Source organism: Paenibacillus sp. W2I17 (genome assembly GCF_030815985.1).
Lineage (GTDB): Bacteria > Bacillota > Bacilli > Paenibacillales > Paenibacillaceae > Paenibacillus.
The window spans coordinates 4962641-4975560 of sequence record NZ_JAUSXM010000001.1 but is presented as its reverse complement, the minus strand read 5'-3'; the positions used below and the strand labels follow the sequence as shown (position 1 = coordinate 4975560).

Genomic DNA, 12920 nt, shown 5'->3' with positions numbered 1-12920 from the left:
AGCCCCAGTTTACGAAACCAGTTTAGGAATCCGAGGGATATTTATGAATATCAAAACGATAGCAAGTTTAGCCGGCGTGTCTGTAGCCACGGTGTCCAAGATTATCAATAACTATCCAGATATTAGCGAGGAAACGCGCCAGCGCGTGCTTAAAATTATGGAAGAGACAGGCTATCGTCCATCTTCTTCAGCCAAAACACTGGCAACCAAAAAATCCAGCCTCGTTGGCGTCGTGTTTGCAGGGAAGCTGAACGTGGATTTCAGCCACCCTTTCTTCGTACAGGTTATCAATGCGTTTAAAAAACAAATTGGCTTGCTTGGATACGACCTACTCTTCTTCTCGAATGAGAAGTTTCTGGATCAGGGTGAGGACTACTTGGCGAGATCCAAGTATTTTCAAGTGGATGGCTGTATTATTATTGCGGGGGATGAGGTCGAGAGCAGCATATTCGACCTGGATGCCAGCCCGATTCCTTGTATCGGAATAGATATCGAGCTAACAGGACAAAGCTCCTGTTACATCATGTCCGATAACGATAAGATCTCAACCAAAGTTGTAGAACAATTTTATATGAACGGTTATCGAGATGTTGGTTTTATCGGGCTGGAGCGCGCCTCTCTTGTGATGCAACAGAGAGAGATGGCTTTCAAACGTTCACTAAATCAGTTTAGTCTTGATGAAAAGCCCGCGTGGGTTGTATACAGCAAAGATTATGCCGCAGCGGATGGATACGAAGCGGCCAAGAAAATGCTCGCCTGCAAAACTCTGCCACGTGCCGTGTTTGCAGCCACAGATCTACTTGCCTTTGGAGCTATTCGCGCCTTTAAGGAAGTGGGGTTACGCATTCCAGAAGATATAGCTGTGGCAGGTTGTGACGACATCGAAGCCTGCCGTTATACCGATCCTCCGCTAACAACCGTCAAGCAGGATACGGATAAAATTGGACGCCTTGCTGCCATGATTCTGTTCGATCTGATGAACAAACAAATGGATAATCGTTGCATTAAAGTAGAGCCGGAACTGGTTGTGCGTCAATCCTGTGGCACAGCCATGCTGCTGGCAAAGGAGATCTGAGCGTTAAGTCTTTGGGACTGGCTGCTGCAGATCAATTCACATCATAGACATAGCGATTTCTCATAAAACTCCACACCAAAAAGCAAAAAGGGGATGTCCCATAAGTCATGAATATGACAGGGGACATCCCTTGTTCGTTTTATTTTGTTTTAATGAACCTGAGACACGTTATTCGCTTCCATTTGCCGAGAAAGTTCCTGCTATCTGGAAGCGGCAGTAGGCAGCTTGCCCTCTACTGTCTGCAAGTCAGACCACCCCGGCCGATCAAGTTCAATGAGACGGCGGTATCGCTCTTCCCCAGCCAGCAATTGTTCGTGAGAACCCTGCATGACAATCTTTCCATTTTCCATAAAAATAAGTTCGTCCATCTGTTCCGCACCAATCAGGTGATGGGTGACCCAGATCATCGTTTTGCCTTGCAAGCTGTCCAGAATGGTGCGCATCAACTCTCGTTCCGTCACCGGATCAAGCCCTACGGTTGGTTCATCCAATATAATAACAGGTGTCTCCCGAAGCAGTACCCGGGCCAGAGCGATCCGTTGCCTTTCCCCACCGGAGAAACGCAGCCCCGTCTCCAGCATCGGTGTATCATATCCCTGCGGCAAGGATTCGATCAGACCGGATAACCCTACTTGCGCGGCCACCTGACGAATCTGCTCATCTGTTGCATGTGGACGACCAATCCGCAAATTATTGGCTACCGTGGTGTCGAACAGGTGTGGGCTCTGATTCAACACCGCAATGACATCAGTGACACTCTCACCCAAGGTCTGCACAGACATATTATTGATTAAAACTTTCCCCGCAGACGGCAGCAAAGCCCCCTGTATCAGCTTCAACAAGGTCGATTTGCCGCCGCCACTTCGTCCAAGGATGGCTAATCGTTTACCTTGTGGCAGATGAAGGGAGACGTCCTGTACGGCATAAGCATCATCCGCTGCATAACGGTAACTTACGCGATTAATCTCGATGTCTGCTCTGAGTTTGGGTGGAATGCGAAGACGAATTCGTCTGTCCAGAATAGCATTCGCAGCTGGCAAGGACTCCGATGGCTGTCCAGCCAATCCGTTGCCGTTTTTTACTACAGAGATCGATTCGCCCGTTCCGTCAGCATCACCGGCTCCATTCTGCAACGGAAGATGCTCTTTCTCTTCGAGCTGTTTCAAGCGGTCCAGCGATTCCCGGTATTGTGGAAGATGCTCCACAGCATCCCCTACAGGCAGGAGTGTTTCCGTGAGCGGAAATAGTACCAGCACAAAAGCAGCAATCATCACGGCAGGCAATTGTCCGACAGAAGCGGCATTTCCGGCCCATAACGTAACCGATACCACCAGCAGGCCAATGACGCACTGGGCCATCAGATCACGCCAGCGTGTCCAACGCCGCAACTTGCGACGAACTGCGTCGACCTGTTCCTCCGCTTCTTCCTGCTGCTGAACAAATTCTGCTGCTCGTCCACTTGCAAGCCAATCTCCCAGTCCAAGTACACCGTCGGTCAGACGGGTATACAACCTGCTGTTTTCCTTTTTCAGCCGCACACGCCATTTCCACGTCACTTTCAGAGAGATTACAGGTAACACGGCAGCGAGAAATAACATATACAAGCCCATCCACACCGCAAATCCCAGATCAACACTGCCAAAGGCAATCACAGCCCCACCGTACATAACAAGCGCGGTAACGGCGGGGAAGACTGTACGCAGATAAATATCCTGCAGCCGCTCCACATCATCGGCCAGTGCTCCGAGCACATCTCCGGTCTGCATGCGAGAACGCAGGAACAGGGCCTGTGGCTCCAGAATGTGATACAGCTTCACCCGTTGATCGGCCAACACCCGCAATACGGCATCATGTCCTGCCAATCGCTCGATATATCGAAACACGGCGCGGAATATCCCAAATGCACGTACCCCAACAATAGGTACATACACCATCAAAATATTTTCAGGACGCAGCGCAGACTTGGAGATCAGAAATCCGGAGGTGAACAACAGCAGTACCGCACACAAGGCAGCGCATGTACCTAGCGCAATGACTGCAATGAATCTCCACCGGTACTGTGCCACATACGGAGCAATCCAGCTATTTTTTTCTTTTCCGTTACGGACGGTCTCCATATGCTCATATCCGGACTTCATTTTATATCGCCTCCATCTGGGCCTGAATCATCTGATAATATACACCTTGTCGTGCCAGTAATTCCTGATGTGTTCCCGTCTCTGCCACCGTGCCGCCATCCATGACAATGATCTGATCCATATGTGGCATCCAGTGCAGACGATGGGTAGCCAAAAATACAAGTTTGCCTTCAAACAGTGGCAGCATCGTCTGTTTCAGTTCATACTCTGTTTCCACATCCAGATGAGCTGTCGGTTCATCAAGCAACAGGATGTTTCGTTTACTAAGCAAAGCTCTTGCCAGAGCCACCCGTTGCTCCTGCCCACCACTGAGCTGTCTGCCACCAGCCCCAATGAGCTCATGCAGCCCACCGGATAATGAAGACAGTAGCTTGGTTAATCCAGCTGCGCTAATGGCCTTGGTCACTTCCGCATCCGAAGCCTCCGGCATATAGAAACGAACGTTATCGGCCAGGCTTCCACTGAAAATATACGGATGCTGCGGGATAGCTGCCATCTGTCTTCGCCAGGATTCAAGCATATCCTGTGTCACAGGCTGTCCGTTGGCTAATACTTGGCCTGAAGTAGGAAGCTGAAATCCAGCCAATACGTCAATCAACGTGGACTTGCCTGCTCCGCTGGCGCCAATAATACCGATTTTGCCAAGACCTGTGATCTGAAATGTGACATCCTTTAGCGAATAAGGACCTTCATCATCGTGTCGTACCTGTACATCCGTTAGAGCCAATCTACTATTCTCATTCCAAGAGAACACTGAGGAAGAGGAAGAAACAAGCTCAGGAGTAGTAGAAACAGGATCAGGAGCAAGATGCCCCGCAGCCGTTTTATCATTCAACACGACGCGTATGGCTGAAGTAGTAGCTTTCTTTTTACCCGAAGATAATGATGATGTAGATCCAACAGATCCAACTTCGTCCTCTAACGTAACCGGATGTGCAACAACATTTGCATAGGCTTCTTTCTGTTTCTGTTCGGCGACTTTCCCCCGTTCAATCACCTGATTAATGGCCGCTCCGGCTTCCTTACCGTCCAATGTGGCATGATAATCAGCGCCGAGCATACGTACAGGCAGGAAATATTCCGGTGCCAGAATCAGTACTGTCAGCGCAGGGCCAAGCAGCATATGCCCTTCCGTCAGACGTAATCCCAGACCAACTGCTACGGAAGCAACGGACAGCATGGTGAAGAAATCGAGTGCAAACGAAGAAAGAAAAGCCATGCGCAGGGTAGACATCGTTGCCTTCCGATACCGCTGACTGACCCGCAGAATGGACCCTTCGTGTGTTTTGCTCTGTCCCAATGTTTTCAGCGTCTCCAGCCCACGCAGGGTATCAACAAAATGGTTGGCGAGTGCTTTGTAGGATCTGAATTGTCCGTCTATCTTGCGCTGCGCAGCGAGGCCAATCAGAATCATGAACACGATCAGGATTGGGAGTGTCAGCATCAGAATAACCCCGGACATCAGATCCAGCTTGAACACATACAGCAGAATGACGATGGGTGTGAATGCTATGCCCAGCATGCGAGGAATGAATAGTTCGAGATACGTCTTGTATTGGGCTGTTCCCTCACGTGCCAGTGTAACCAGATGTCCTGTGCCCTCCGTCTTGGCATAACGCGGTCCAAGTCTGAACCACTGCTCCACCATCTGTCTGCGCAGATCAGTCCCTGTCTTCTCCGCATATCGTGAAGTCACGAGTTGTAACCAGAAGGATAGGGCGTAGCGGGCGGCAAAAGCAGCCAGGAACAGCAGCAGTACCGGGTACTGCTCCGTTACGGATGAACCTTCAAACAATGCCGTGATGGCCTGTGCCAGCCATTTGGCTTGCATAATGATCGTCATCGCCTGTAGCAACACCAGCGCTGATGCCAGCGCAAGTACAGGCCGGATGCCCGGCAGCTTCAGCAGCCCCCGTCCCATATCAGTACTCCAGGTGGTGCTGCTCGTTCAGACGTTTGCGGAAGATATAATAACTCCAGATCTGATAGCCAAGAACAAACGGCAGCAATGTGCAAGCTACAATGGTCATTACTTTCAATGAATACGCACCCGATGCGGCATTGTATACAGTCAGGTCATACGCCGCCCCAAAGGAACTCACCATCACTCTTGGGAAAAGTCCGATAAAGACCGAGGCAAAGGCAATTGCAATAACTGCTCCAGTCATACCAAAAGCCCAGCCTTCACGCTTCTGACGAACAAAGTATGCCGCAAGTGCAAGCGAAACTGCACCAAGTACAACCATGATCCAGAGAGCCCAGCCGCGTACGGCGAACACATCCGTCATGAAATACGTCATTAACGCGTAAACAGCGAGTAGTGCAGCCAGCGGCAGCATCAATTTTTGCGCTGTCTTCAAGGCACGCTCTCTGAGATCACCTACTGTCCGTAGTGAGGCAAACAGCAATCCATGCACCAGACATAACAGGGTTACGCTCAAGCCGCCAATCACGGTGTACGGATTAACAATATCGAGGAATCCTGCACGCAATTGCATCTCCCCATCAATGGGCAGACCTTTCATCAACGTGGCAAAGACCACTCCGAACAGGAAAGGCAAGAGCGCGCTGGAGACAACAATGATGATGTCCCATGTTTTGCGCCAGCGCTGCTGTTTCATTTTACTGCGGAATTCGAAAGCAACTCCACGGCCAATCAAGGCGAGTAACACCACCACAAGTGGCAGGTAAAAACCACTGAACAACGTGGCATACCAGTGCGGGAAGGCAGCAAACATTGCTCCCCCCGCCGTAATCAGCCATACTTCATTACCATCCCAGAACGGACCGATCGAGTTGATCAGAGTCCGACGTTCACGGTCTGTTTTGGCGATAATGCCTGTAGACATCCCCACACCAAAATCAAAACCTTCCAAAAAGAAGAAACCAACAAACAATACGGCAATCAGCAAAAACCACAACTCACTTAGTGACAACGGAATAACCTCCATCCACGCCGAACGGATCGGCCGATTCATCGTGATCTTCTGGGTTCTCGACCGCAAACGGTCCTGCTTTGATCTCACGTACGAACAGGTATACCATCACGATTCCGAGAACCGTATACGCAGCGGTAAAAGCGATGGTCGAGAACAGGATCATTCCTGCGGATACGTTCGGCGAGACCCCGGCTTCGGTTGTCATATAGCCAAATACTGTCCATGGCTGTCTTCCTACCTCGGTCATAATCCAACCTGACGTATTGGCGATAAACGGCAAAGATATGGCGAACACCATCAGACGCATAAACCACTTTCCAGCGACCTCCAGCTTCTTACGCATGGCTAGGAACGTACCGTATAGCGCCAGTGCAATCATTAAACCACCCGCTGCGATCATGATGCGGAAACTCCAGAATGTTGTCCGTACCGGCGGGATATAGTCCCCCGGTCCATACATCTGTTCATACTCAGCTTGAAGCTCCTTCATGCCTTTGACACTACCGGAGAACTTGCTGTAGGACAGATAACTGAGCAATCCAGGGATTTTGATCTCACCCGTACTCTCCTGTTTATCCGGATCAATAAAAGCGACCACCGTCCATGGTGCCGGATCTTCTGTCGTTGTCCATGTGCCCTCACTGGCTGCCATCTTCATCGGCTGTGTCTCCACCAGATATTGCGCCTGGAAGTGCCCGGAGAAAGCGACGCCAAATGAGGAAACAAGAGCGATAATGATCGCGATATTAAACGATTTGCGGAAGATCTCCACATCCTGCTTTTTCATCAATTTGTAGGCACTGATCCCGGTTACAACGAAGGCCCCTGTCATCAATGCCCCAAAGATTGTATGTGGGAACTCAACGAGAAGCTGACCATTTGTGATGAGTGCAAAAAAATCATTCATCTCGGCTCGGCCATTGTTAATCTCAAACCCAACAGGATGTTGCATAAACGAATTGGCTGCCAGAATCCACAGCGCGGACAGGAATGTGCCGACAAACACCAGCCAGATGCAGGCTAGATGCACTTTTTTGGACAAACGATCCCATCCGAATATCCACAATCCAATAAATGTAGACTCCATAAAAAACGCCAGTAGCGCTTCAATAGCCAGTGGCGCACCGAACACATCTCCGACAAATCGGGAGTACTCGGACCAGTTCATGCCAAACTGGAACTCTTGCAGAATACCTGTGACAACCCCGACGGCAAAGTTAATCAGGAACAGCTTGCCCCAGAACTTGGCCATCGTTTTGTAAATCTCCTTACCCTTAACAACGTACAACGTCTCCATGATTGCAACCAACAGTACAAGACCGATGGATAGCGGGACAAAAAAGAAATGGAAAATCGTTGTAAGTGCATATTGGATACGCGATAACATAATCGGATCCATACCGTTACCCCTTCTTTCTGTTCACTTCGCAGTATGCGTATTTGGCATTGAAGCTGCACCTTCGCTGTCTGTCCGCCAAATACGTTGATGAACGTATTGTGCCAGATTACCTATTTTATACATGTGAGAATTATCACAATCTTCGTCTCTAGCGCAAAAAAAAGTGATCCTGGTCACATAAAAGATAAAATTCAGCCTATTATCACAGCTTGCCAACTGCATCTATTCATGGAAGATACTCATGTTTGGGACGGAATGCCCATATGTTAGTCTCAGGCATATCATGCGAAGTACCGTGAGGGCTTTACATATGAAGTGAAAGCATGAAGTACATGCAGAGTGAATGACGCACCATATTACAGTCAAGGTGAGGTGAACTATTTATGGAAAAACCTGCACCACTACCAGGTGAAGACTCCGAAGTCAGCCTGGATAAGGCCAGTACAACACAGCCCCCTGTCCGGTATGTTCTCTTCCCTCGCAAAGGAGGCTGGTCATCCTTTCCCTATCCCGATATTGCTGCACTGCTGTCGATCGAGGGAGAGGTCTACTATGTCAGCAGCCTGACGCAAACAGAAGATGTACCTCCGGTCATTACCGTCATCTCCCTCCCTGAAGCCGAGCAGCTATTGCTGGAACCTCGCACCGTAGCCGTAGTCGCCCATCCCTACTGGCTAATGGCTACAGCTTCGCTGGAGCCTGAGCTATGTATTGCCCTGCTCCCTGAGCCTGCTGGAAACGAAGCAGAATCTCCGTTATGGGAGAGCAGTATTTCCAAACTCGTCGGCATCGCCGATCTGGTCGGCACATCCTCCGAAACACGTTATATGAAGCTGTTATTCCAAGGCGTACGTGCCATCTGGCTGGGCGGCGAAGACCCTGCACCTGCGGGGACGATGCAAAAGGATGATCTCGAAGTCCCCCTCCGGGACTACGAACTGCTCTTCCTGCATGCGCTGCGGCAGATCCTGTCAGGCACTCCAGATAGCGTCACACTGCTTCAATGCAGTGTACGTGCCGACTTCTACCAACAGCTCCGTGCCAAAGCAGGTGCACATGAGACGATATCCTTTTTGCTGGCAGCCTATGAGTACTTGCTTGAAGATCCTCGGGCTATCAATTCACTTCAAGAGGCATTCTCCCATGCGGTCTTGAATGGTCGCAGTGACTGTGTAGTCTCACACTATAGATTCCTGTCTGCCATTCATGCCCGGACCGGCAAGTTGGAGGACGCCCTGCTGGTGTATGGAATCAGTGCAGCCGACGAACAGGAACGGCATCATTATGAACAGCTCTGTCGCTGGCTTGAGGCAGGAGAAGATCAACTTGTACGAGCGGAACTACTGCGTATGAATGATGATTACGGAAACGCCCTGCGTATCCTGGACGAACTTGGCGGAGAAACGGCGAGACATTGGAAATTCCGCATTTACCAGGAGACTGGACGTGTGGAAGAAGCACTGGCTCTGGTGCATGCAGTCGATATTCAGGATGATGCCAGTCGCCGGGATTACCAGCAATTATCCGGCAGTGCGCTGGCACTGCGAGGGGAACGACACGGGGCAGTCCGACATTTCCTTGAGACAGCACTGGAGGATGAAGATGCGCTAGCCCGGATTGTCGAGCTGGAGCTGTTGGATCATGCTGTACAGCAATTGCTTGGGGAGGTGCCATGATGCTGGACCCGAAGAAGCGTAGACAACAGTTGAATGGGCCAATGGTGCACAGGGATATCCGAACCGAAACCACTTTCACGCCAACGGAAACAGTGGATAGGACACATATAAACTTATTGGAAAATGGCGATCACACGCCGGATCATGCACAACCATCACATGACTCCCGAAGCCAAGTGCATCTCTGGACTGACGCACATGGTCAATTCGAACAGGACACTACTTCCATAGAGGAGGAAACGAGCGTATTCAAAGAGCCCTTCTCCATTCGTCGGGTTCGCAAAAGCAAAGGCAACAAGCTGACAGCTATGCTCCAGGTTCGCAATGAACGTGGCCGATACCTTGAAGAAGTATTGCATGATCTGAGTGAGTTCGTAGATGAGATCGTGATTGTGGACGATGCCAGCACAGACGGAACCCCGGACATATGCAAAGCCTATCCAAAGGTGGTCCGTCTGGAGGTATTGGAGAAACCGCTGTTCGCCGAGGAATGGCGGCTTCGCAACACCTTATGGCAAGCGGCGGCGGGAACATGTCCCGACTGGTTGCTCTCAGTTGATGCGGATGAGCTGTACAGCACAGAGGCCAAGAAAGCCATACGTACTCTGATTAATCAGGAGTATGCGGACTGGTTTGCATTTCGATTCTACGATATGTGGGGTGGCCGGACCCACTACCGGGAAGATGATCTCTGGTGTCTGCACAAACGGCATACCGCTTCACTTGTACGGTATATGCCTGGATATCCTTATTTTTATCCACAACAGAATCATCATGTTCCCCGCCTCCCCTTGTCCTGCACCGTGTTGCCTGGAGTCAGCACGGAACTGAAGGTTCAGCATCTCGGCTGGGCAGGCAGTCTGGAGGACCGGGTTCGTAAATATTTGCGCTACAAACGTATTGATCCGAGCGGTGAGTGGGGCAATCTTGCACATTACGAGTCTATTCTCGATCCGGAACCTCGGCTGATCCCCTGGAAGGAGGGACCGTGAGATGGGCGTGGTGAGTATTCTGACGCATAGTTTCACCGACGGGTACAACCGGGAATTCGGTCGTGTATTTGGGGGTGGACTGGAACGCTACATTCTGGATCTGTGCAGTGTCATCCGTGGACTCGGGCATATTCCCGAAGTTCATCAGCTCTCTTATTTTGAAGCATTCCAGACTCGGACGGAGCAGATTGACGTATTTGGTTATTCGTACGACATGGATAATGTACCGGAAGCCTTTGACCGGATGGCAGCAGCAGCGCGCGGCCCAGTGATTTATGCCAGCTGTCTGTGGCAACCCATCACCTACAAACCCGGCAGTCTTGGCATCTGTCACGGCATTAACTGGGATCGTCCCGGACTGCCACTGGAGACCAAACAACAAGTCGCGGAACATATTCAACTGGCTCTGGATGGACTCGTGTGCATTGTATCCGTGGATTCCCATTTCCAGACCTTTTGCCGGGCTGCGTGCACCTATACCGATCCAAGGCAGGTTGTCCTGATTCCCAATGCGGTGGATACGTCCTATTTCACACCTGCCCCACCAACGCGAACCTTTGAGCAAGAACAGGAAGACGAATGGCTTGTCGCATGGAAGAATGATCTGGCAAGTCATGAAGAAAATGTTGGTGCTGTTATATCAGGAGTGCAAGCTGTAGAAGGCAAGGATGGAACGAGTGGTGCTGGAGCGAACAGTGGTAAGGCTAACAGAGATGGAGGTGGGGATACAGATAGCGATCCAGAACGAGAGGGGAAAGGAACGGTAGATTTCCATTTGAATTTATCGAAACTGGAAGAAGTCGAGGCAGATGGCGAAACGTATAGGTTTGCTCATAACCACCGGAATTCAACGGATTGGGCTAAGGAGATTCTAGTAGAAGCAGATGCTGAGTATCAGGTTAAAGGTCCGATTCAGGGACAGGTTGAAAAGAAAACTGTGGATGCCCTTGTGTCCTCTCCCCACCCAATTCGCATTATCTATCCGCGCCGCATCAGCATGGAGCGGGGTATTATTCCAATGATGTTGGCGGCGGATAAACTACTTGGAGCCTTTCCGGATCTGGAGATTGAATTTGCCGGGGAACTGGTCGAAGGCAGTACGGTCGGGAGAGTCTTTCGTTACTGGCATCGTACTCATCCACATGCGGAACGAATTAACCAGCGCACGTATGATTTCCGGGATATTCGGGAGGCCTACCATCAGGCAGATATCGCTGTGATTCCAACTGTGTTCTCGGAAGGCACCTCCTATGCCTGTCTGGAAGCGATGAGCTGTGGACTTCCGGTAATTGCCTCCAATGTTGGCGGATTGAATGATCTGATTCAGGATGGTTTTAATGGGCTACTGGTACCTCCTGGCGAGCAGGAACTAACCGCCGCACTGGTACGTCTTGTACAGGATCGGGCCGAGCGAGAACGACTGGGAATCTATGCGCGCGAGACCGCACTGTCCTATGATCTTGCCAGGTGGCGGAGCCGTTGGAGCACGGTGTTGGAATCTTTTTTGGCAGAGACAGGATTGAAGGAGGGAATTCGGGGATGATGGATATGCCCAAGGCAACGGAATTCATGGAATCAAGATACATTCGGCAAAGTGATCCTAAAACGGACACATTGGTCTTCCCGCTGCATCCGGCATGGTGGAGCCGTCCCTACGAATATGAATGGGCCCGGCGGTTTGCACGTCCAGATGATGTCGTCCTTGATGCAGCCTGCGGCATCTCCCATCCGTTCAAATTCTGGCTTGCAGAACACTGCCGCGAGGTTCACGCTTGTGACTGGGATGAACGTATTTTGTCTGAAGAGGCGATAAGACTGGATATTGTTTCTGATTTTGGAGAGCAAGCCGCTCAGGATCTGCCGGAATCAACTCTCGTCCGATTGCACCGTGCACAGGCTAATCTGGCCCAGCTTCCGTACGAGTCGGGTAAGTTTGATCGGGTGTTCTGTATCTCTGTACTGGAGCATCTGGATACAGGCACGATGCTGCGAGCGTTTCGTGAATTCGCTCGGGTGCTGAAACCAAACGGACAGTTAATCGCTACCTTCGATGTGCCCGAGATGCGGCCTGATCTGCTGGAGACAATCATGGCTGTCACCGGATTAACCATTGAAGATAAGCTGAATGTGAAAGAGCCAGACGATGCCATCTGGTCTGACATGTACGGCACGCCGATCCGCTGTTTTCGAGCGGTGATATGCAAAGGTTGAGACGAATTGGGTTACGTTGAGTTAAGTGCAGAGTGGAAAATTGAGGGCTTGAGGGCTCGACCCATTAGCAACGGAACAATACACGGTTCGGGCAATGCTCCGATTACCGGTAGCTCCGTTGCTTTTGCAATTTCAATCGGAGACCAATTGAGAAACAGTTCGGGATTAAAGGGATTGGGGGTTGGGGACTAGAGACTAGAGACTAGCAATCAGAGATTAGTGATTAGTGATTAAAGATTAAAGATTACACTGGTTGGTGTATTCATCAGCAAAGGCTGCGCCGGGTGCTGTCAGGCGCAGCAGGGTTTGCAGGCCCGGCGGGATTGTCGTCGCCGGGCGACCTGTGGCGGTAGGTTGCCGCTGGGCCGATTCGGCCCATTCACCCGCCAGGTTCTGCCGCCCGGCGAGCAGCGCGAGCGTGCCGCAGGCGGAAGTGTGATTGCTCAATATCCAACATTCCAGCACAGCAAACAGCCGCCTTCGGTAACTA

The 12920-nt window shown here is 50.8% G+C and carries 10 protein-coding genes; 5 read left to right on the top strand and 5 right to left on the bottom strand.

What is annotated here, in order from left to right; translation table 11 throughout:
- The first annotated feature begins 43 nt into the window (after positions 1 to 43).
- Complete coding sequence (locus tag QF041_RS22320; RefSeq protein WP_307415718.1) at positions 44 to 1075, top strand: LacI family DNA-binding transcriptional regulator; 1032 nt, start codon at positions 44 to 46, stop codon at positions 1073 to 1075.
- Between the two features lie 200 nt (positions 1076 to 1275).
- On the opposite strand, the gene cydC is transcribed toward QF041_RS22320, so the two are convergent.
- From cydC to QF041_RS22300, 4 genes are read right to left on the bottom strand one after another with little or no spacing between them, the layout of a single operon-like run.
- Positions 1276 to 3213, bottom strand: a complete 1938-nt coding sequence (gene cydC, locus QF041_RS22315; RefSeq protein WP_307415717.1) for a thiol reductant ABC exporter subunit CydC — start codon at positions 3211 to 3213, stop codon at positions 1276 to 1278.
- Position 3214: 1 nt separating this feature from the next.
- Positions 3215 to 5134: a thiol reductant ABC exporter subunit CydD gene (cydD, locus tag QF041_RS22310; RefSeq protein WP_307415716.1), complete on the bottom strand. Its 1920-nt coding sequence runs from the start codon at positions 5132 to 5134 to the stop codon at positions 3215 to 3217.
- Between the two features lies 1 nt (position 5135).
- On the bottom strand, positions 5136 to 6191 hold the full coding sequence (cydB, locus tag QF041_RS22305; RefSeq protein ID WP_244898245.1) for a cytochrome d ubiquinol oxidase subunit II: 1056 nt from the start codon (positions 6189 to 6191) through the stop codon (positions 5136 to 5138).
- A complete protein-coding gene (locus QF041_RS22300) occupies positions 6136 to 7551 on the bottom strand; it encodes a cytochrome ubiquinol oxidase subunit I (protein WP_307415715.1) in 1416 nt (471 codons plus the stop codon). Before QF041_RS22300 ends, cydB begins: the two co-directional genes overlap by 56 nt.
- A 383-nt stretch (positions 7552 to 7934) precedes the next feature.
- Here QF041_RS22300 and QF041_RS22295 point away from each other — a divergent pair, with 383 nt between their 5' ends.
- Genes QF041_RS22295 through QF041_RS22280 form a run of 4 tightly spaced genes read left to right on the top strand, consistent with a single transcriptional unit; the run spans position 7935 to position 12430 of the window.
- Positions 7935 to 9227: a tetratricopeptide repeat protein gene (locus tag QF041_RS22295; RefSeq protein WP_307415714.1), complete on the top strand. Its 1293-nt coding sequence runs from the start codon at positions 7935 to 7937 to the stop codon at positions 9225 to 9227.
- A complete protein-coding gene (locus tag QF041_RS22290; RefSeq protein WP_307415713.1) occupies positions 9224 to 10219 on the top strand; it encodes a glycosyltransferase in 996 nt (331 codons plus the stop codon). Before QF041_RS22295 ends, QF041_RS22290 begins: the two co-directional genes overlap by 4 nt.
- A gap of 1 nt (position 10220) precedes the next feature.
- Positions 10221 to 11762, top strand: a complete 1542-nt coding sequence (locus QF041_RS22285) for a glycosyltransferase family 4 protein (RefSeq protein WP_307415712.1) — start codon at positions 10221 to 10223, stop codon at positions 11760 to 11762.
- On the top strand, positions 11759 to 12430 hold the full coding sequence (locus QF041_RS22280; RefSeq protein ID WP_307415711.1) for a class I SAM-dependent methyltransferase: 672 nt from the start codon (positions 11759 to 11761) through the stop codon (positions 12428 to 12430). Before QF041_RS22285 ends, QF041_RS22280 begins: the two co-directional genes overlap by 4 nt.
- A gap of 237 nt (positions 12431 to 12667) precedes the next feature.
- Here QF041_RS22280 and QF041_RS22275 read toward each other — a convergent pair whose 3' ends face one another.
- Positions 12668 to 12895 carry a hypothetical protein gene (locus tag QF041_RS22275; protein ID WP_307415710.1) on the bottom strand — a complete coding sequence of 76 codons (228 nt, stop codon included), beginning with the start codon at positions 12893 to 12895 and terminating at the stop codon, positions 12668 to 12670.
- Positions 12896 to 12920 lie beyond the last annotated feature (25 nt).